The organism is Methanosphaera cuniculi (assembly GCF_003149675.1).
In the GTDB taxonomy this organism is placed as follows: Archaea; Methanobacteriota; Methanobacteria; order Methanobacteriales; family Methanobacteriaceae; genus Methanosphaera; species Methanosphaera cuniculi.
In genome coordinates, this window is the sequence record NZ_LWMS01000015.1 from 1 (window position 1) to 22898 (window position 22898).

19 protein-coding genes are annotated in these 22898 nt (G+C 28.3%); 11 read left to right on the forward strand and 8 right to left on the reverse strand.

Translation table 11 applies throughout. The annotated features are described in order from the left end of the window. Positions 1–423: 423 nt before the first annotated feature. Both MSCUN_RS03010 and MSCUN_RS03015 read left to right on the forward strand, forming a co-directional pair. On the forward strand, positions 424–1518 hold the full coding sequence (locus MSCUN_RS03010) for a DegT/DnrJ/EryC1/StrS family aminotransferase (protein ID WP_095609409.1): 1095 nt from the start codon (positions 424–426) through the stop codon (positions 1516–1518). 149 nt (positions 1519–1667) lie between these two features. After that, complete coding sequence (locus tag MSCUN_RS03015; RefSeq protein WP_394338967.1) at positions 1668–2528, forward strand: TIGR00269 family protein; 861 nt, start codon at positions 1668–1670, stop codon at positions 2526–2528. Here the strand turns inward: MSCUN_RS03015 and MSCUN_RS03020 are convergent. Next, positions 2523–2738, reverse strand: coding sequence for a DUF1922 domain-containing protein (locus MSCUN_RS03020; protein ID WP_095609407.1), 216 nt, complete (start codon positions 2736–2738; stop codon positions 2523–2525). The two genes, MSCUN_RS03015 and MSCUN_RS03020, sit on opposite strands and share 6 nt — an antisense overlap. A 63-nt stretch (positions 2739–2801) precedes the next feature. After that, a complete protein-coding gene (locus tag MSCUN_RS03025) occupies positions 2802–4199 on the reverse strand; it encodes a TraB/GumN family protein (protein WP_245837680.1) in 1398 nt (465 codons plus the stop codon). 228 nt (positions 4200–4427) lie between these two features. Between MSCUN_RS03025 and MSCUN_RS03030 the strand changes: the two genes are divergently transcribed. From MSCUN_RS03030 to comE, 9 genes are all read left to right on the forward strand, one after another. After that, on the forward strand, positions 4428–4949 hold the full coding sequence (locus MSCUN_RS03030; RefSeq protein WP_095609406.1) for a hypothetical protein: 522 nt from the start codon (positions 4428–4430) through the stop codon (positions 4947–4949). Then, a complete protein-coding gene (locus tag MSCUN_RS03035; protein WP_095609405.1) occupies positions 4934–5848 on the forward strand; it encodes a methanogenesis marker 7 protein in 915 nt (304 codons plus the stop codon). The genes MSCUN_RS03030 and MSCUN_RS03035 overlap by 16 nt, the downstream gene beginning before the upstream one ends. A 435-nt stretch (positions 5849–6283) precedes the next feature. Then, the gene (locus MSCUN_RS03040) at positions 6284–7150 is read left to right on the forward strand and encodes an Mrp/NBP35 family ATP-binding protein (protein ID WP_095609404.1); all 867 of its coding nucleotides are present in this window, start codon (positions 6284–6286) and stop codon (positions 7148–7150) included. 502 nt (positions 7151–7652) lie between these two features. After that, a complete protein-coding gene (gene psmB, locus MSCUN_RS03045; RefSeq protein WP_095609403.1) occupies positions 7653–8270 on the forward strand; it encodes an archaeal proteasome endopeptidase complex subunit beta in 618 nt (205 codons plus the stop codon). Positions 8271–9238: 968 nt separating this feature from the next. Beyond that, on the forward strand, positions 9239–11137 hold the full coding sequence (locus MSCUN_RS03050) for a beta-CASP ribonuclease aCPSF1 (protein ID WP_394338966.1): 1899 nt from the start codon (positions 9239–9241) through the stop codon (positions 11135–11137). A gap of 213 nt (positions 11138–11350) precedes the next feature. Next, complete coding sequence (gene purM / locus MSCUN_RS03055) at positions 11351–12382, forward strand: phosphoribosylformylglycinamidine cyclo-ligase (RefSeq protein WP_095609401.1); 1032 nt, start codon at positions 11351–11353, stop codon at positions 12380–12382. 13 nt (positions 12383–12395) lie between these two features. Beyond that, positions 12396–13427: an L-sulfolactate dehydrogenase gene (comC, locus tag MSCUN_RS03060; protein ID WP_095609400.1), complete on the forward strand. Its 1032-nt coding sequence runs from the start codon at positions 12396–12398 to the stop codon at positions 13425–13427. Between the two features lie 252 nt (positions 13428–13679). Next, complete coding sequence (gene comD / locus MSCUN_RS03065) at positions 13680–14189, forward strand: sulfopyruvate decarboxylase subunit alpha (RefSeq protein WP_095609399.1); 510 nt, start codon at positions 13680–13682, stop codon at positions 14187–14189. After that, positions 14189–14764 (forward strand): sulfopyruvate decarboxylase subunit beta, encoded by a 576-nt coding sequence (gene comE, locus MSCUN_RS03070; protein ID WP_095609398.1) that lies wholly within the window; start codon positions 14189–14191, stop codon positions 14762–14764. Before comD ends, comE begins: the two co-directional genes overlap by 1 nt. 598 nt (positions 14765–15362) lie before the next feature. Here the strand turns inward: comE and glmM are convergent. The 6 genes from glmM to gatB all read right to left on the reverse strand — a co-directional run bounded on the left by glmM (position 15363) and on the right by gatB (position 22696). After that, positions 15363–16706, reverse strand: coding sequence for a phosphoglucosamine mutase (gene glmM, locus MSCUN_RS03075; RefSeq protein WP_095609397.1), 1344 nt, complete (start codon positions 16704–16706; stop codon positions 15363–15365). Positions 16707–16829: 123 nt separating this feature from the next. Continuing rightward, positions 16830–18293, reverse strand: coding sequence for a hypothetical protein (locus tag MSCUN_RS03080; RefSeq protein WP_095609396.1), 1464 nt, complete (start codon positions 18291–18293; stop codon positions 16830–16832). A 171-nt stretch (positions 18294–18464) separates the two neighbouring features. Continuing rightward, positions 18465–19862 carry an ArnT family glycosyltransferase gene (locus MSCUN_RS03085; RefSeq protein ID WP_095609395.1) on the reverse strand — a complete coding sequence of 466 codons (1398 nt, stop codon included), beginning with the start codon at positions 19860–19862 and terminating at the stop codon, positions 18465–18467. 246 nt (positions 19863–20108) lie between these two features. After that, positions 20109–20399 (reverse strand): phosphoribosyl-ATP diphosphatase, encoded by a 291-nt coding sequence (gene hisE / locus MSCUN_RS03090; protein ID WP_095609394.1) that lies wholly within the window; start codon positions 20397–20399, stop codon positions 20109–20111. 18 nt (positions 20400–20417) lie between these two features. Next, positions 20418–21224 carry a CBS domain-containing ParB/RepB/Spo0J family partition protein gene (locus MSCUN_RS03095; protein ID WP_095609393.1) on the reverse strand — a complete coding sequence of 269 codons (807 nt, stop codon included), beginning with the start codon at positions 21222–21224 and terminating at the stop codon, positions 20418–20420. Positions 21225–21337: 113 nt separating this feature from the next. After that, positions 21338–22696 carry an Asp-tRNA(Asn)/Glu-tRNA(Gln) amidotransferase subunit GatB gene (gatB, locus tag MSCUN_RS03100; RefSeq protein WP_095609392.1) on the reverse strand — a complete coding sequence of 453 codons (1359 nt, stop codon included), beginning with the start codon at positions 22694–22696 and terminating at the stop codon, positions 21338–21340. Between the last annotated feature and the right edge of the window lie 202 nt (positions 22697–22898).

Here is a 22898-nt window from a genome sequence, read left to right on the forward strand (position 1 = left end):
GTTAAAAATTTTATTATATCTATATATTAATATAACTTAAAAATAAAATATTAAATTAGAGACTCTTTCATAGAATTAGTTGAAAAATAAATTACTAAATAAAAATGTATTAAAAGAAAGAATTTTTTTTTAATACTATAATTGGGAAAATATTTTATAATTATTATATAATTTAACAAAAAATTATGAGAAAAGAAAAAAAAAGATTATTAAAACTAAATAAAACAATAACTTAAAAGATTAAATGAAAAATTATTATAAAAAAAATATAGTAGGTATAAAAAAAAAATAATAGTTTTTTCATGAATATCTTAGTATATTGATATAATGATCTAAATTTTTATTTTATATGAGAAAATTATTTTCTTTTCTATCTTTATTTTAATTATTAATTTTAGAAATAAAAAATTAGAGGAAATTTTTATGATAAACATCGCAAAACCAATCATAACTGATGAAGAAATAGACGCAGTAGTAGAAGTATTAAAATCTGGAATGCTAGCACAAGGACAACAAGTAGAAAAATTCCAAGAAGAATTTTCAAACTACACAGAAGCAAAACACGGCATAGCAACAAGTTCAGGTACAACAGCACTACACACAGCATTACTAGCAGCAGGAATTGGACCTGGTGATGAGGTAATAACAACACCATTTACATTTGCAGCAACAGCAAACTCAATACTCTATACAGGAGCAACACCAGTATTTGCAGATATAGATCCTAAAACATTCAACCTAAATCCATCAGAAATAGAAGATAAAATAACAGATAAAACAAAAGCAATACTACCTGTACACCTCTATGGACAACCTGCAGATCTTGCACCAATGGTTGACATAGCAGAAATGAATGATCTTAAATTAATTGAAGATGCAGCACAAGCACACGGAGCAGAATACAGAGGACATAAAATTGGAAGTATTGGAGATCTTGGCTGTTTCAGTTTCTATCCAACTAAAAACATGACAACTGGTGAAGGTGGTATGGTTACAACCAATGATGATGAGTTAGCTGAAAAATCAGGTATGATACGTGCACATGGTGAAAGTAAAAGATATGAACATGATATACTCGGATACAACTACCGTATGACAGATATTGCAGCAAGTATCGGACGTATACAATTAAAACATGTAGATGAATTTAATGATCAAAGAATAGCAAATGCAGACTTCCTATCAGAACAACTAGCAGATGTTGAAGGAATAACAACACCATACACAGCACCAGATGTAAAACATGTATTCCACCAATACACAATACGTGTTGCAGATAAACGTGATGAATTTAAAGATTACCTTACAGAAAATGGAATCGGAACAGGAATACACTACCCTATTGTATTATACAAACAACCATATTACGTAAACCAAGGAATAAAAGGAGACTGTCCTGAAGCTGAACTTGCAGCAAGTCAAGTAATATCAATACCAGTACATCCATCATTAACACAAGAAGAACTTGATACAATAGTAGATGTAATTAAAAAAGGATCAGAAGAATTATTACAATAAAAAAAAAGATGTAATATTTCATTATTTACTTCCCCACCTAAAAACACATCCACACCCTCTTTTTTTCTTTTAAAAATAATTAAAAAATAAAACTAATAAAAAAAAATTTTTCTCTAAAAAAAAAGTAATGTGATGTTTTAAAGGTAAAAATTATGAAAATAGATAAAGATGAATTTAACAAATATGTAGAAGATAACGTCTTTAACACAATATCTGAATATAATCTTATTGAAGATGGTGATAATATAATGATAGGAGTATCAGGTGGAAAAGACAGTATACTAACACTTAACATGCTACATTCATATCAACAAAAATCAGATATTAACTTCACACTAAAAGCTGTATGTATAGATGAAGGAATAGCAGGATATAGAAATGATGGTATAAAATCAGCAAAAGAAAATACAAAAAAACTAGGCATACCACTAATTGTTCATTCATTTAAAGATACATGGGGATATGATCTTGATGAAATATCAGATCTATATAAAAGTACATGTATGCCATGTGGAGTATATAGACGTTATCTGCTTAATAAAATATCAGATGAACAAGGTGCTGATAAAATTGCAACAGGACATAACCTGGATGATGAAATACAATCATTTCTCATGACATTTGCACGTAATGATCAAAATAAGTTTTCAAAATTTGGACCTAAACTTAAACGAATACATCCAAAAATGACTCCAAGAATAAAACCATTATGGCAATTACCTGAAAAAGATGTAGGACTTTGGTGTGTGATAAATGATATTGAAATTCATGATATGGAATGTCCATATTCACAAACCTCTCTACGTGCTGATATTAAAATGTTTTTAAACATGTTAGAAGAAGAAAAAAAAGGAATAAAACAAAATATTTTCAATTCATTTAAAAAAACATTTACACAAAAACAATCTGAAGTTGAACTTTGTATGTGTGAAATATGCAATCAAGCTACAGCCCAAAGTCCATGTAATGCATGTCGTATGACTGATGAAATTAAAAAGATGCTTTCATAGTTCATTTGCTGTTTTAAAACATACACCCCCATATATTTCTTCTTGCATCTTTTGAACTTCAGCTGTTGCATCAGCTATTGTTTCTGCTTTTTTTAGTATTCGTCTTTTTTTAACATCAAATGTTTTTCCACATGGACATTTTTTTGTTTTTGTTGTATCTTTTGAATATAATACACGTCCACAATCACAACGATAAATAAGATATGACATATTTACACATTTCTCCTTTTATAAACTTTTTTTTTCATTAAAATTTTTTTATCTTACCTTTTTTTATATTCCAAATATTACCTGTAAGTATGGCCAGAATACATTGTTTATTATACATAGAACTCCTATTGTTGCACCTAAATTTGTACCTAAAACTACTAGTATTACACGAAATAGTTTATTATGCCATAGTTCTTTAAATGATTCACATTTAGGAAGTGCTGATAGATCATCAAATCCTACTTTTCGTTCTTTTCCCTCAACTAGTCCTGAAAACCATCCAGCAGCAAGTAGTGGATGTAGTGTTGTTATTGGTGCCATTATCATACCTACAAAAGCTGATTTTACTTTAGATCCACAAATAATAGATCCTAGAAATGCTCCTCCTCCTGCAAATATAAGGTAGTTCATAAGTCCTCCTTCAATATTAATTCCATTAATATATGCCATGATAAATATTAGTATAAATATTACAGGAATTAAGTAGAGTATAACTTGCATTATTGAGATTTTCTTTTCTTTGATGTAATTAAGCTCATCAATGGGGGGTATCGTCTCCGGCTGGGATAAGTATTTTCTTATTCCACTTTGATGTCCTGCACCTACTACAGCTACTACATTTTTATCTTCAAGACTTTTAAGATAATATGCCATGTATGCATCACGTTCATGTACAAGTGCATTATATCCACCTGGTGATGCTTCTTTGAAGTATTCCATTGCTTCTTCGACTAATTCATCTTGTTTGAGTTCTTCTATTTCTTCTTTAAATTCTTCTGTATCTTCTTGTTCCATGAAGAGTGATTTTAAAAGAGACCATCCAAATTTTAGTTTTTCACGTAGTGTCATTGCATTTATTGTTCTTTGAAGTGTTGTTTTAAGACTACGATCAATTAGTGCAACATCAGCATTTACTTCTTGTGCTATTTCTATTGCTTCAAGCATTTCAGATCCTGGTTTTACTCCTACTTCATCTCCCATTTTAGCTTGCATGTGACTTAGTAGTGCTGATACTATTGTAATTGTTATGTTGGATGATTGTAGAAATGTTTTAAGATCAAATTTTTCTTCATGTTTAATTCCATTTTTTTCATCCATTAATGATTGGTATCTTCCCATGTCAAGTTCTATTGCTACAATTTCAGGTCTTTTTTCATAGATCATCTCACGTACTGATTTTACTGATTCATCTGATATGTGTGCGGTTCCTATAATTTCAAGTGATGGTTCTGCTATTGGATATAGTTGTTCTTCATCATCTGCTATTTTTTCAGTTTCATCAATAATCATATCATCTGTTGTTTTGATTGTATCTGTTGATTGTATTATTTGATCATCATCTTTTTTTTGTGTTTGTAGTGTTATTTCATTGAGATTTTCAGGTTTTTTAAAGTGTATTATTGGTGGTTTCATAAATATTTTCTTTATGTTTTCATCATTTGTGTTTTCTTCTTCATTCATTGTTATCACATACATAAAGTATTAAGAGGGTATTGCCTTTTTTTGTGTTAAAATTTATTATTTTTTCATTGATTTTAAAAAAAATAAAATTTTTTTCTTTAATATACATAATTTATTTATTAAATAATATAATCATAAGTATTATAATTATTATAGAATATATAATATAGTAACTTATCAAATTTTAAAAAAAAATAAAAAAATATAATGTAGGATTATTTGATTATTATGAAAATCATAACAACACCAATGTGTAAAGACTTACTTGATATTGCAGGAATAAATGATTACAATGTAGTTATGCCAAATGAGATAAAGGATGCAGATGTTGTTATTACACTTTCAGAAACTAAGTGTGATATTGATAAGATTCCTGTTAAGCTTAACAGTTTTACACAATTATATAATAGTATTATGACATTAAAAAATGAATTTAACACACAAGTTGACGTAAAACGTGTTGATGAGATTTATGATTTAATACAATTAAATAATCAAAATAAAGCTAAACGATGTAATATTAAAGTTAAGGTTTATAGTAATTTTTTAAAAGATACAATTGCTGATATGGGATATCAGATAACTGATGAAGATTATGATTATATTGTAGTACCTGATTATATGAATGATGTTAAATTAACAGATAATACAATTGTAGTTTCATCACATAAGAATGTATCACCTAATATAATTAAACGTTTAAAATCAAGATATGAATTATTGGAGAATAAATTATGTATGCAACAATGACATATACCGGTGGAGTTCACAAACACTATGAAATGGAAGAGTTAATTGAAGATCTTGGTGGCTTTATTCTTCAGAAAAATAAAGCACAAGTGGATATAAGTATAACAATAGCAGTTCCAGAAGAAGATATTGATAAAATACAACAAAAAGCAAAAGAACTATTAGGAGATGTAGAAATTTCACCTCTTGCAAGTACAGAAATAGCAGTAATAGCACCAACACTTGCACATCAACACTTACCTCACGCATCATGTGATATTGCAGAATATCTAAGACGTTATGGAACAAAAACTAACATGATAGGACTAGCACGGGGAGCAGGAAAAGGAATATCACAGATAAGTAAACGTGAAAAAGACATTGCAGAAGAACATGACTTAGCTGTATTTACTCTTGGAAGTTTTTCAGATTGTATAAGAACAAAAAAATTCCTTTTTGAAGATCTTGATATTCCAGTAATTGTAACAGGTTCACCTACAGATCTTACAGCTGAGGAGCTTAGCTGTGAAGCATATGTTCCAGGATTTGGACGTATACCATATAGACTTAAACGTGGAGAAAATATACGAGCATTACGTAATCTTGCAGAAACAGCTGAAGATTTAATTAAAAAACAAAGAGAACTTCTTGAAGAAGATCCTCTTATAGTATCACCTGTAATTGTTAAAATTATGCTAGAACGTGAAATTCCAGAGATTGCAGAGATTGTAGCACCAATGCCTATTGTAAGTCAACTTGATGGTGTACGTGTAAAACTTCCATATGACGAATATCATGAAAAAATTGCAAATGTTGAAGTTGAAGGATATCGTCTTGGTGATGTTGCTGATATTAAACAATCAAAAGTATTTGATGGTAGTACATTAATTAAAATTTATCCTGAAAGTTCAATAATATAAATAGGATGATGTATTTTTTTATCATCCATATAAAACTTTTTTTTTGAGAAATATTTTATTTTAGTAAAATAGTTCGTGTTTATTGCTTGTTTTTTGATTTTTTTAATTTATAGACTCTTTTTAGTTTTATATTTTTTAGTAAAAATAATAGTTTAATATATAAGATACATATTCATATAATTTTATAATATAGAAAGAAATTTAATTATTAATTATGATAAATTATAAAAAGTAATTTTTCATCTTTAAATATAAATTCATTAAATTAGATTATTATATAAAGAATATAATATTGAAGATAAGACATGAAAAAAAAAATAAAAAATAATCATAATCTAAAAGATAAAATGAATTATAAAAGTTATTAAAAAATTATTATAAAATAATTTAAAATTAATTATAAAAAAAAATATTATCTAGGAGATAAAAGATATTATGGCACACGAACATGGTCATGGACATGGAGCTGAATTATCTGATGAAGATAAAAAAGCTATCATGGAACAAAACATAAACATAACACGTAATCTTAATAATATTAAATATAAAGTTGCAGTTATGAGTGGAAAAGGTGGAGTAGGAAAATCTACAGTAGCAGTAAATCTTGCTGAAGCATTTAATAAAATGGGCTTTAAAACAGCATTATTTGATGTAGATATTCACGGACCTAATGTACCAAAAATGCTTGGTATTGAAGATAAAAAACTTGATGTAAAAGGAAACAAACTTGTACCTGTAGAAACTGAAAATGGAATATCAGTAGCATCAATGGCATTTTTACTTGATAGTAATGCATCACCTGTAATTTGGAGAGGACCTCAAAAAACTGGTGCAATTAAACAATTAATCTCAGATGTTGCATGGGGAAATATAGATGTAATGATCTTTGATAACCCACCAGGTACAGGAGATGAACCACTAACAGTTCTTCAAACAATTCAAAATTTGGATGCTGCTGTAATGGTAACAACACCAAGTTCTGTATCAGAAGAAGATGTACTTAAATGTGTATCAATGACAAGAATGCTTAATATTGAAAATATAGGTCTTGTTGAAAATATGGCATACTTTGAATGTCCTGATTGTGGTAAAAAAGTAAATCTTTTCGGAGAAAATAAAGGAAAAGAATTTGCAGAAGCTATGGAAATTGACTTCTTAGGTGAACTTCCATTTAGAACAGCTGTATCTGAATCTGCTGATAAACTTGAAAAACCAATAGTAGAAGCAGACCCAGATAGTGATGCTGCAAAAGAATTCATGAAAATTGCTGAAGAAATTAAAAATAAATACATGGATGAATAAAAAATATAAAAGTTTAATCTTTACTATTTTTTATCTAAATTCACCTCCTTTTAAACTCTTTTCTATTATAATTTCATACAAGAATTAATACTGTTTTTATAGATAATATATTCATTATTTTTTAATCCAAACTTTTAATAACAAAAAGTTATATAAAGATAACATAATATATAATATATAGAAAACATATAATAAAAATACAAAATCAATAAAAATAAAATCATGTACTAAATAAAATCAACATTAAATTTACTTTTAATTTACAAAAAAAATGTTATTAATTAAAAAAAATGAAAAAATGTTATAAAAAAAGAAATATTAAATTAAGAATAAATTTAAAGAAACATTTCATTTTTACATGATAAGATGAAAAAAGAATGTATATAATAATAAACAATTGAAAAAAAAAATAATATAATAAAATTAATTATACTAACTTCTAAAAACCCTAAGAATAAAAAAAAAGATAATAATAAAACAATTACATGAGGTATAAGATAATATGAATCAAAATGAAAACATGAAAGGAACAACAACTATCGGATTTGTATGCACAGACGGAGTAGTACTAGCAACAGAAACAAGAGCAACCATGGGATCATTAATTGCAAACAAAGCTGTAAACAAGTTATACCAATTAGATGATAAAATAGGAGCAACAATAGCAGGAACAGTATCACACGCACAATCACTCATGGACTTACTAAAAGCTGAAATTTCACTCTACAAACTTAAAAATGATAAAGATATGAGCATGGAATCACTAGCTGTATTAACAAGTAACATCCTCAAATCAGGACCATACATGGTACAAACAATCATTGCAGGAGTAGATAAAACAGGACCAAAACTCTACTCACTAGATCCAAGTGGAAGCTACATTGAAGATACATGCACATCAACAGGATCAGGATCACCATTCGCATTTGGGGTACTTGAAGATAGATACAATGAAAATTTAACAGTTGATGAAGGAAGATTTGTAGCAATTCGTGCAATAACAGCAGCAATGGAACGTGATGTATACTCAGGTAATGGATACAGACTTGCAACCATTACAGAAGATGGAATGAAAGTATATACAAAAGAAGAAATTGAAGCTTTAAAAGAACAATTATAAAAAAAATACATCAACATTGAGGATATAAAAAATTATTTATTTTAATAAAAAAATCCTCAATTTCTTAACCTTCCTTTTTTTAATTAACCTCTTAATACTAAAATTTTAGCATTTTTGTATAAAAAAGTATATATAAGTTAAAATAAACTATAATATAATTATTTTTAAAATTATTACATTTATTTTTAATCAAAAAAAATATAAGAAAATTTCTTTTTGAAAAAATAGAACATATTCCTATTAATAAAATATGTTTAAAAACTAAATAAAAAAAGATAAAAAATCTTGTATTTATTATTTTACATAAATTTTATTTATAAAAAAAAATTAATCTTTAAAAAAGAATGTAATAGACAAATAAACTTTGTTAATTCATACAAAAACTCCCCTAAATAATACTAGAATTATAATTTATGGGAATAAAAAAAACAACAATTTTACTCTATTTATTTTTCATATGAATTAATAATACTAAAAAAAAATCCTAAGAAATCAAAAAAAAAAGAAAATAAAAATAATTACAAGTAATCAAAATCAATTAATTAACAATCATAATATAAGCATAGAAAAAAAAGTAAAACACGAAAAAAAATATAATACAAAAAAAAATCATAGTTTCTTTTTTTTACCAAACATTTAATTTACAATTAAAATATTCAATAACATCTAATAATAAAAAAAAAAGACTATTGAAAACCAAAAAAAAGACAATAAGTGGAAACAATAAGAAAAATTAAAAAAAATATTTATCCAAAAAATAAATAAACAATAATTTTTTACTTTTTTTATAAATTATATAAAATTATTTTTTTTAAAATCAATACCAAAAAAGAAGAAAAAAAAACTTAAAAAACACATTTTTATTTAAAAAAAAAAGAATTCACAAAAAAAAGTAGTTACTAAAAAAAGAGAAGCATTTTAGCATCAAAATAAAGAGACATTTTGGAGTGTGATATATAATGAGTAATATGATAAAAGAAATCACAGAAAAAATCACCGAACGATTACCTGAAAAAGTAAAACTTGCAAAAGTTGAATTTGAAGGACCTGAAGTTGTAATATACACAAAAAATCCTGAAATAATAAAAGACAATGGAAACATAATACGAGAGCTAGCAAAAGATACAAGAAAAAGAATAATTATAAGATCAGATAAATCAGTTCTAACACCACCAACAGAAACAATAGAAAAAATCGAGGAAATCGTACCATCAGATGCAGAAATAACTGACATATCATTTGATGATGTAACATGTGAAGTAATAATAGAATCTAAAAAACCAGGTCTTGTAATAGGAAAATATGGTACAACATCACGTGAAATTGTAAAACAAACCGGATGGGCACCAAAAATATTAAGAACACCACCAATAAATTCTGAAACAATTAGAAAAATAAGATTATCTCTAAGAAAAAATAGTAAAGAAAGAAAAAAATTCCTCCAAAAACTAGGAAAAAGAATTCATAGAGAAGCACTCTTTGATAATGACTGGGTAAGACTAACATCTCTTGGTGGATTTAGAGAAGTTGGAAGATCATGTCTATTTTTACAAACACCAAATAGTAAAGTTCTACTTGATTGTGGAGTAAACGTTGCAGGTGTAGATGATAAAACAGCATTCCCATTCCTTAATGTACCAGAATTTAACCTAAATGACCTTGATGCTGTAATATTAACACACGCACACCTTGATCATTCAGGATTCATACCATACTTATACCATTATGGATATGAAGGACCTGTATATTGTACAACACCAACACGTGATGTAACAACACTACTACAACAAGACCACCTTGATATTTCACATCGTGAAGATAAACCACTACCATTTAACATAAAAGATGTAAAAGAAGCATTAAATAAAACAATTACTCTTGATTATGGAGAAGTAACAGACATATCACCTGATATAAGATTAACACTTCATAATGCAGGACACATTGTAGGATCTGCAATGGCACACCTTCACATTGGAGATGGAAAACATAACTTTGTATATACAGGAGACTTTAAAAATGAAAAAAGTCGACTTCTTGAACCATCAGTTTCAAGATTCCCAAGAATTGAATCAATGGTAATGGAAAGTACTTATGGTGGACATGAAGATGTAACACCAACACGTAACACAGCAGAAAAAGAATTAATTAAATCAATATACAGTACACTAAATGGTGGAGGAAAAGTACTAATTCCTGTATTTGCAGTAGGACGTGCACAGGAAATAATGATAGTACTTGAAGAATACATAAATCATGGAATACTAAAAGATGTACCAGTATACATAGATGGAATGATATGGGAAGCAACAGCAATACACACAGCACATCCAGAATTCTTAAGTAAAGACTTACGTGATCAAATATTCCATATTGGTAAAAACCCATTCACATCAGAAGTATTTAAAAAAGTAACAAACAACGAACAAAGACAAAGACTCATAGATAGTAAAGAACCATGTATAATACTATCAACATCAGGTATGCTAACAGGTGGAAACTCAGTTGAATACTTCAAAAACCTATGTGAAGATTCAAACAATTCAATCATATTTGTAGGATACCAATCAGAAGGATCTCTAGGACGTCGTATCCAGAAAGGATTTGATGAAATACCACTAGAAACCAACGGTGTTACAGAATTATACAATGTTAACTTAAAAGTAGTAACAGTAGATGGATTTGGAGGACATAGTGATCGTAAACAACTCATGGAATATGTACGAAAACTATCACCTAAACCTGATAAAATACTCGTATGTCACGGAGATGCATATAAAGCATTAGACCTTGCAAGTAGTATCTACAGATCATATAAAATTGAGACAAAAACCCCAATGAATCTTGAAACAACAAGACTACAATAAATAAAAAAAAATAAATAATATTTAACAACTAAAAAAAAGATAGTATATATTAGATAATATAATATTTTTCTTATCTTATCATACAAAAAAAAGAGTAATTTCAATACTCTTTTATCAACATATCCCCCTTTTTTTAATAAAATCTAAAAAGATAAGAGAAATATTAAAAAAAAAAGTAAATAAAACAAATTAACTATATTTTGGTGAATTATAATGGTTACATATTCCGAAGCAGGTGTTGACATCAGTTTAGAAGAACAAACTGTACGTGCCTTAACCGAAGAATTAGCAGAAACAAATGATTATAGAAATATTATAAAAAATGCTGGACACTTTGCAGCACTAGTAGATTTTGGTAGCAAAGCAATAGCAATGAGTACAGATGGTGTTGGAAGTAAAATACTAATCGCAAATCTTATGAACAAATTTGATACAGTGGGAATCGATTGTATTGCAATGGTTGTAAATGACATCCTATGTGTAGGAGCAGAACCAATAGCAATGGTAGACTACCTAGCTGTAGAACAACCAGATCCTGAAGTTGCAAAACAAATAGGAAAAGGACTTAAAGAAGGATGTAAACAATCAAAAATAGCAATGATTGGAGGAGAAACAGCATCACTACCAAAAATCATAAAAGACTTCGACCTTGCAGGAACAGGAATAGGAATGGTAGATAAAGATGACATCATAACAGGATCAGAAATTAAAGATGGAGATGTTATCATAGGAATAGCAAGTAGTGGAGTACACAGTAATGGACTAAGTCTTGCACGTAAAGCACTACTTGAAATTGCAGATTTAAAAGTAGATGACCCACTACCTGAAGATCCAAGTATTACAGTAGGTGAAGCACTACTTGAACCTACAATAATATATGTAGAACCAATCATGGATTTATTAAGCCATAAAGATATACAAGTACATGGACTAGGACACATAACAGGTGGAGGATTTAGTAACCTTAAACGATTAAACAAAAACATGACCTATGTTATTGATGATCTAATAAAATTACCTGCAGTATTTAAAGAAATACAAAAAACTGGTATAGATAATGCTGAAATGTATCATGTATTTAATATGGGTGTAGGATTTGCAGTAATACTGGATAAAGAATATGCAGATAAAGCACTTGAAATACTAAATAAGTATCATGAAGCAAAAATAATTGGACACATAAAAGAAGATCCAGAAAATCGTGTTATCCTAACAACACATGATAATCAACAAATAGAATTATAAGAGGTGTTTGAACTTGAAATTAAGTATTGATAATGAAACAAAGTTAATTGAAGAAATCCTACAAGCATATGGTGTAGAAAAACGAGAAGCAACAATTGTAGCTGAAGTAATAACAGATGGTGATCTTAAAGGATTTTCAACTCATGGACTTGGAAGATTCCCACAGTACATAAAAAGTATAGAAGCAGGAACAATAAAAACTGATGGTGACTATGAAATAGAAAAAGAATCTCCATCAACTGCACTAATAAATGGAAATCACAAATTTGGACACTACGTAACTGTAAAAGCAATGGATCTTGCTATTAAAAAAGCAAGTGAAACAGGAGTAGGTGTTGTAGGAATACATAATAGTAATCATTATGGAATAGCAGGATTCTATGCTGATCTTGCATCAATCCAAGATATGATTGGAATTGTAATATCAAACACAGAACCAGCAATAGCACCATTTGGTGGTAATAAAGCACTTCTTGGAACTAACCCAATAACAATAAGCATACCATCAGATGATATAAACAACTACATCTGTCTTGACATGGCAACAAGTATCACAGCACGTGGAAAACTACTTGAAGCAAAACGTAAAGGTGAAGAATTACCAGAAGGTATGGCACTAGATAAAGATGGAAAACCAACAACAGACCCAGAAGCAGGACTAGAAGGATCAATCTTACCATTTGGTGGATTTAAAGGATATGGACTTGCATTCATGTTTGAAATATTAGCAGGACCACTAGTAGCAGCAGCATTTGGAGAAGGAGTAAAAGGAACAGCAACACCTGGTGTTGAATGTACAAAAGGAGATTTACTAATTGTAATAGATCCAGAATTCTTCGCAGGTTCAATGCAATTTAAATTCTATGTTGACCAATTTGTACGAGAAATACGCGAACAAAATGGAGTAGTACCAGGAGATCGTGAAGTTCAAAACATAGCAACAAACTATGAAAATGGAATAGAAATTGATAAAGTATTATATGAACAACTAACAGATATTGCAAAAGCAAAAGATCTTGATATAACAGAATACTTCGAAGAATAAAATTCTAAAAAAAAATAATTAACCTCCTCTCCCAATACATTCTTTTTAAATACTAATTTTTTAAATTACTTTTCTACAAAAGTAAATTCTAGATATACTTTTTTTTTCTTCTAAAAAAAAAATTTCATAAATTTATATTACATGAATATTATAAAAATATGAATTGTAAAAAGAAAAATAGAAAAAAAAATAAAATCATAAAAAAAAATAATTTTAATTAAAAAAATAAGCAAATAGGTGGAATTTAAAGTTATGGACAGTACAGATGTAATATATCAAGGACTAAAAGATGCAGGAATAAACTTCATAGTAAGTGTTCCATGTGCAAATCTTAAAAAACTACTAAATCTAGTGGATGAAGATCCAGAAATTAAACATATACCAGTAACACGTGAAGAAGAAGGATTTGGAATATGTGCAGGAGCATATATGGGAGGCATGAAACCTGCAATACTCATGCAAAATTCAGGACTTGGAAATAGTGTAAATGTATTAGCTTCTCTCATAAAACTATACAACTTCCCAATACTAATTATAATAAGTCATAGAGGTACATTAGGAGAAGGTGTATATGGACAAGTACCTATGAGTAAAGCTACAACAAAAGTATTTGATTCTCTTGATATACGTTATATTAAAGTTGATAATCCAAATGAATCAGAAAAAATTGTTAAACAAACATGGGATTTAGCATATATATCTGAAGAACCAATAGCATTGCTATTTGATATAAACTACTGGAAGAGGAGTGTAGATGAATAATGAAACGATATGATGCAATAAAAAAAATAGTAGAAACAGTAGATGATGAACTAATAGTATCAAATATAGGATTTCCATCACGTGAATTATATGGAATAGAAGATAAAAATGAAACATTCTATATGTCAGGATCTATGGGAATGGCAACACCAATAGCATTAGGTCTTGCTATGGCACTTGAAATTAATGATAATCCTAGAAAAGTAATTGCAATTGATGGTGATGGATCACTTCTTATGAACTTTGGAGAACTAGTTACTATATATGCTCAAAATCCTGAAAATCTTATCATTGCATTAATTGACAATGAAGCATATGGATCAACAGGTTCTCAGAAAACATACTCATCAGATATAAACCTATCAAAAATAGCTGAAGCAATAGGATTTAAAGAAGTTTACTATATAGATGCTAGAGAAACTACAGCTGATATAGATATGAGTAAATATAAAGATATAAAAGGACCAGTATTTATTCAGATAAAAGTAAAACCAGGAAATAGTGATGCACCAATAATACCTCTAACTCCATCCATGATAAAAAACAGATTTATGAATGAAGTACAAAAAAAATAGAATCTCCTCCCCCCAATTTACCTATTTATTTTTTTTGAAGAAGAAAAAAATTATGAAGAGAAAATTTATCTTCTAAATCTATTTTATTAAAAAACAAACAACTAAAAAGTTAATAAAATAATTAAGAAAGAAACTTTTATTCTCTTCATTATATTTTTTATTATATGTGAAATAATAAAAATACTTAAATATGCAAAAAAATTCACTTTATAATTAAATAATTTACTCATTTATCTAATAATATATTTCAAAACTTTTTTTAGTTACCTAATCTTTTTTTTTAAATCCTAAAAAAATTAAGGATTTTATTTTTCCTTTATTACTCTTTATTTTCTCTAAAAAAAAATAATTTTTTGGTTTAATATTTAATTTTCCCTCATAACTTTGCAATTTAACCATTTATTTTTTTTTTAGAAAAAAAATTTTAATAGATTATGAATCTTTTTTTTAATGAATTTATTGAATTTTAAATAGATTTCATTTTTTTTTTAATTAAGTTAATAAGTAGGTTTAAATATTATATGAACTTATTTAAACTAGTTGTATATAAAAAAAATAAAATAAAGGTGGGGAGGTAGATAATTTTAAAATTATTTTTTTATTCTAGGTGTTTATTTATTAATCCTATTCCCCATTCTACGAGTTCTTGAGCTTTTTCTGGTGTTGTAGCTTCTGAGAAACATCGATATATTGGTTCGGTTCCTGATGGTCTTATGATGATCCATGAGTCTCCATCTATTATTTTAACACCATCTGTTGTATCTACTTCATAGTCTGTTGTATCTTCAAGGATTTTATCAGCTACATATTGTTTTTTATCATCTGGACATTCTACTTTCATTTTTTCAGAATAGTATGTTGGAAGTTCATCTATTAGTTCTGATAGTGGTTTTTTTGTTTTTGCTAGAATTTCAAGTATCATTGCTGTTGCAAGACCAGAGTCACGTCCATATACAAAGTCAGGGAAGATTAATCCACCATTTTCTTCTCCTCCAAAGAGTCCATCAACTTCTTGTAATTTACGTGCTACAACAAGATCTCCTACACGTGTTAGGATAATTTCTCCATTATTTTGGAGTGCAATGTCTGCTATTGCATTACTTGTTGCTACTGTTGTTACAATTTTTCCACCATTATTTTTTTCAAGCATTGCTTTTTCAACTAGTGCAAATGATTTATCACCAAATACAAAGTCTCCATTTTCATCAATACATATTGTTCTATCTGCATCTCCATCATGTGCAAATCCAATATCAGCATTTGTTGCTTTTACTACAGCCATTAGATCTCCTAGATTTTCTTCGGTTGGTTCTGGGTTTCGTCCTGGGAATGCTCCATCTGGTTGACAGTTGAGTGTTGTAAGATCACATCCAAGTCTTCTTATAATGTATGGTGTTGTATCACATGCTGCCCCTGAGCCACAATCTAGTACTACTTTTAGGTTAGCATCACGTATTGCTTCTACATCTACGCGTTTTAGTACTTCATCAATGTATTCATCTATTATGTCACGTTTGTATGCTTTTCCAATTTTATCCCATGTTACGCGTTCTTGTTTTTTGTTAAAGTAGATATCTTCTATTTGTTCTTCTAGTTCATCTGGTGTTCCTATTCCATCTGAATCTAGTAGTTTTAGTCCGTTGTATTTTGGTGGGTTATGTGATGCTGTTATCATTATTCCACCATCATAGTAGTTGCGTACTGCATATTGTAGTGCTGGTGTTGGTAGCATTCCAAGGTCTACTACGTTACATCCTACTGATAGTAGTCCTGCTGTTACTGCGTGTTTTATCATTTCTGATGATGTTCTTGGGTCTGATCCTACTGCTATTGTTCCTTGTACTTTTGTTCCATATGCTGCTGCTATTTCTGATGCAAATTCTGGTGTGAGTACTGTGTTTGCTACACGTCTTACACCAAATGTTCCAAATAATTGTTTCATAGTAATGAAATTCTCCTTAAATATTTTTATAAAAGTTTTTTTTTCTTATAATGTATATGTTATTAATTTTTATGTTTTAATTCTATTATAGTTTTAATTTTAAATTTTTCTTTTTTTTTTATTTTATTTTAGTGTTATTGTATATACTGGTGTATTATTAAGGTAACATATCCACATATCCTGATTTTTATACCAAGTGAATTTTGTGTTATCTTGTATTTCTGTTATACTATTGTTATTGTTTATCATCCATGTTGTATTATAGTAGGTTGTATTGTTATGGATGTATGATACATGCCATGTATTGTTATTTTTCTGGTATATGTATTCATATTCACCATTTGATGTAATATGATATGTGTTATTATCAATCATAGTATATGTATATGGATGTATGCTACTATATTCTATCTTAAATGTGGTTGTGTTTTGTTGTGTTATGTTTGCTGTTATATTATTTGAATCACGTATTTTTGTATGATTTAATATTTCAAGTAATGGTGGTGTATTAATTTTTTGTGGTTGTAGATTTTCAACATGTATATTATTTGTTTCATGTTTTTGGGCTGAATTTATTCGTACATCATATAATCCTGTTGCTTCATCTAAAGTTCTATTATTGGTCATAAAATGTAATTTAAAATTATCATCCTCAAGTGATTTTATAATACTTGATGATATATAATCTTCTTCTTCCATCATAATATAATCAGACTTAGCATTACGCATAAAATAGATGTCTGTTATATTATTATCTTTTAAGTATTCATTTGTTTTTCCCATGTTTGATGAATCTTCAATTAGCATAGCATTATTAGCATAACATAGTGGTACTGCTGATGCTAACTCTCCATAAAAACCATAATAAACACTTCTTGAATTATTAAGATATCCAAGTGATTTAATTTTATTATTTACATTATAACTTAACTCAACAGAATCAGATCCTGTTATTTCTTCATATGTAATATTAGATTCATGAAGTTGATCTTTAAGTGTCATAGGAAGTGATCCTACAATTGTTACATGTGATATATTATTATTTTTAAGATAATTCATATAACTTGAATGTAGATATTCACTTGATTCATATGATTTATTAGATGCTGTAACAAATACAGGAACTTTCATATAAGATCCAAGATGTGCTGCTAGAGGATCTGATGATGTGATTATAACAGACTTAGGAGTTGTATTATAAGATGATGTAAGACGTGTTAATATTTGGGGTATTGATCTTCCATTAACAACTTTAACATTAACTCCCATCATTTTAAGATTTATAACTTCACTAAAATCAATAGGACCTACAATTGTAATTTTTTTAACATTATTTTCTTTAATATAATCAGGTAGCCATGTACTTATTTCATCAGGTATATGAATGTCAGATAGTATAAGTGGTATATTATTAACTGCACAATATCCACTAACTCCTACTTCAAGTGCACGCATATCACCTGTACATACAGATATAACCATTGATGTATCAGAATCAATAGTATCTGTAAATGTATCATTTAAGATATATGCTCCACCTATAATTATGAAAGCAAAAATAATATATATTATTGTTTTTTTATTCATATGAAAATTAATTTCTCCTTAAATATTTGTGTAAAAAAAAGGGGATAGTTTCAAAAAAAACTTTTTGTTAATATGAATTTATCAAATAAAAAATATATAAACATAATTTTATTAATAAAAAAAAGAGAAGGAGATTAATTTAGATATTATTTTTTTTTACCTTAAAATAATTCATATATTTATTTTACAAATTTTATAATTACTATTTTCATACACACACTTAGCATAGAAAGGTATTGGTGTATCATGATTTAATACTAAATATTCTATGTTTAAGTCATGTAATTCATTTACTGTTGAATGATTTTCTATTATATGAACAGGATCAACTACATATTCAGGTATACTTTCTGTAAATCCTCCATATATTACTGGTGTTCTGCTTGTTGAGACAATGATTGTATCAAGTATTGAATCTTCACATACAGCAATTTTATGATCTGTATTATTAGTGAACCATTCCATTACATCATATCTATCATGTGCAAGAGTAGAATTTCCATATCGTGATGATATTATAGATGGTTTATATGTACTTCCCACTGGATCTAAAACCATATGAATACTATCTGGAAGAATCATAATATCGTTTTCATCAGGTGTTAGTAACTCTGGTGTATATGAATCTGTATATGCCATTGATGTAGATGTTGCATAGATAAGTAGTAGTATAATGACTATTTTTTTATAATTTTTATTTGTTATTTTTCCAATAACTTGCATAAAACCATATCCTGCTATAAATACCAGAGGATATGCACTTATTTCAAGTATTCTTATTGAAACTGTTTGAACTCCAAAGTATACTACCTGACTTACACAGACAATTGAAAATGCCCATAGTAGTAAGAATAATGATTTTTCACTTCTTTTTTTAAGTAAAAAATACACACCAATTATCATAAATATAGTAGGAATTATACCAAAATATTTAGCTAGAAATTCATCAAAGCGGAGTGGATTTCCACCAAGAGAATTAAAAAATAATCCATACTTAATTTCTACATAAATCCACCATGGAAGTGCAATAATACATGATACTATAATAAATACAAGTAAGTATTTTATGTTAATTTTCCCTCTTATAAGTTGTACTACTGCATATAATCCTATAACTCCACATGTTATGATAAATGTTGCCATATGAAGATTTGCAATTAAACCAAGTGATACAGCAGATATTAAAACATACTTTAATTTATTATCATTAAATCCCATGTAAAACATTACACAACAAATAATCATAAATGCCATTGTAATAGTTGCAGGTGTGCATATAACTCCACGATTAAATGTGGCAAAACAAATCATGCTAAAAAGACCTGTAAAAAATCCATATTTAACATTATCAAATAATCTATATGCCATGTATGTTATAATACCAACAAGTATAAATGTAAAGAAAGGCTCAAGTAAAACGCACACATCTTTTAATGATAAACCAGTAATACATGAAATTCCTGCTAAAAATAAGTGAAACAATGGTGGATACATGATAAGTCTACCTGCTGGTGCAACAGTTAAGTAATCCCAGAAAACAAGACCATTTGACATATATAAATCAGCCATGTGAATATGGTAATAAACATCCCATGAAATAGGAAAACTAAACTTTAAAACCAGGAGAAGAGCTATGATAAATGAAATTACTGCTGGTAAAAATAATATTCGTCGATTATTATAAAACAAAGTAAATTACCTCAAAAAAATATTAAATTCTTTTCTATATTATTATATATAAAATTCATATCCTAAAAAAATTTTCATAAAAAAAAATGTTTGTAAAAAAAAGAGGGTGGTTATAGTTTAAAACTTTTATTTGTGTCTGCTTATTAACTCATCAAACACATCATCAAGTGGAATTCCTTTATATACTAGATCTACTAGTATGAAGAATATTAAATCTGCTGATTCATGTACTAGATCTTCACTATTTTTTGATGCTAGTATTACTTCTGTTGCTTCTTCACCTAATTTTTCAAGTATTTTATCTTCTGCTTTTTTATCTGAATCTTGCATTAGTTTTGATGTGTATGAATCTGATGGGTTTTCTTTACGTTCAACTAATGTATTATATACTTCTCGTATTATGTCATCTTTTGGCATTTTATTTAATTCCTCCTTTTATTTTATTGCTGTATTTTTGTCACGTAGACTTCCTGTTATTGCAATTAGTGGATGTTGTGCATCTGATATTATATTTATATCATCTATTGTGAATATTCCATTGTTTTCTGCAGTTTTTTCTATTCCTAGTTTTATGTTTTTATCTAGTTTTATTACATTTGCTGTTAATTCATCTTTTCCCATTTCATAACATGCTACTAGACGATGATGTCCATCTACTACTAGGTATTTTCCATCTGTTTTTTCAACTACAATAATAGGTTCAGCTAGTCCTCGTTCTATTTCATATGTTCTTCCTTGTAGTTCATCAGCATATACTCTATCTTGTGTTGGTTGTAAGCTTTTTATTGGAACTTTTTGTTTGGTTAGTGAAGTTTTTATGTTATATAGTTGTTCAAGTGTTTTTCTAAATTGACTTACCTTTGCTGGTGTTGATCGTTCTATGTGACTTCGTAGTATGTCTGTGTTTGTTATTATTCCAAGTACTTTATGGTTTTCATCTGTTACTGGTAATCTTGATATACCTAGACGAAACATTACACGTGATGCATCATTTATTGATAGTTCTTCATTTGCTATTACAATATCATCTGACATCATTCCTTCAACAGTAGGTGTTATATCTCGTATTAGGAGGTCTGATGCTGTGATTATTCCGACTATTTCATTGTCTTTTTCTACTGGGAATCCATCATGTCCTGTTTTTTTGATTATATTTTTTATTTCTGTTATTGGCATGTCTGGTGTTACTGTTATAACGTTTTTTGTCATGTAGTCTTTTACTTTTTTTGTGGATTCACTCATAATATTCATACCTTCTTTATAATTCTAAATATTATTCTTTTTCCTTCTCTTTTTTTTATTTTTTACATTTTTACATATATAAAAAAAGTAAAAGGTATAAGGGGTGATGAAGTTTATAGCTGATCTAGTTTTTCACGGATTAGTTGGTTTGTTTGTCCTGCATTTGCTTTTCCTTTAGTTAGTCTCATTACTTGTCCTACTAGGAAGTTTACAGCATTTTCTTTTCCGTTTTTGTAATCTTCTATTGCACTTGGATTGTTTTCGATTGCTTCATTAATTGCATTTTCGATTTGATCATCTTCTACAACACCAATAATATCCATTTCTTTTCCTATTTCTTTTGGTGATTTAGAATTGTTTGGCATTTGTTCAATTAATTTATGTGCTGCTTCTGGTGTTACTTGTTTTGTATCTATTAGTTCTATTAATTCTATGATGTCATCTGGTGTTATTTGACTATCTGCAAAGTTTATTTTGTTGTAGTGAAGTACACGTTTTAGTTCATCACGCATTAGACGAGCTGCTGTTTTTGGATCTGCAACTTTTGCTACTTCTTCAAATGCATCTGCTAGTTCTAATTCTGATGTTAGTACTTTTGCATCTGATTCATCAATTCCATATTCTTCTACAAATCTTATGGTTTTAAGATGTGCAGGTTCTGGCATGTTTTCTCTGATTTCTTCAACATGTGCAGGGTCTATAAGTATTGGTGGAAGATCAGGATCTGGTATGTAACGATAATCATCTGCATCTTCTTTTAATCTCATTGGTACTGTGATCATCTGAGATTCAAGGTATGCACGTGTTTCTTGTTGTACTTCTCCACCACGACGTAATATGTTTTTTTGTCTGATGAGTTCGAATTTAAGTACTTTGTATGCTCCTCTTATTGAGTTTACATTTTTTACTTCTGCTCTTTTTCCACCTTCAATTGAGATGTTTACATCTGCACGCATTGTACCTTCTCCTCTTGCACATCTACTGTAGTTTAGTACACGGATTAGTTCATTTAGGAAGTTACGTGCTTCTTCTGGGGATTTCATATCTGGTTCTGTTACAATCTCAATTAGTGCTATTCCTGATCTGTTAAAGTTTACTGTTCCTCTGTCTGGTTTGTATTGTCCTGGATCTTCTTCTACGTGTATTTCATGTATTCTTACACCGTTTAGTTCTCCATTTATTCCTACAGGTACGCTTGTTCTTTGATATCCACTTGATAAGTCAGGGTAATCGTAGTGTTTTCTCATAAAGTAGATTACTTCTTCTGAGATGTCACATCCTAGCATTAATGCTACTTTTATTGCATTATCTATTGCATATTGATTTGGTGGATATGGTTTTGCTCCTGGTTGGTTTAAACATACATGACATATGTTTGTGTTGTTTGGTGCGTCTTGGTAGTTTGTAGGACAGCTACAAAATAGTTTTGAGTTGGTATCTAATTGTACGTGGATTTCAAGTCCACACATCATATCTGTAATAATAATTCCTCCAAAGTAATTTCAATTGTGTTATTTTTTGAATTTTTTAATTGTTAAATTATTTTTTTTTCCTTAATAAAGTAATGAAAATTATTATCCTAAAATCTTTTTTTTGTAAATAAAAAATATTTTTTCTTTATATTTATATGAGTTATTTATAAAAATAATAATTTTTCTATAATATATATAATAT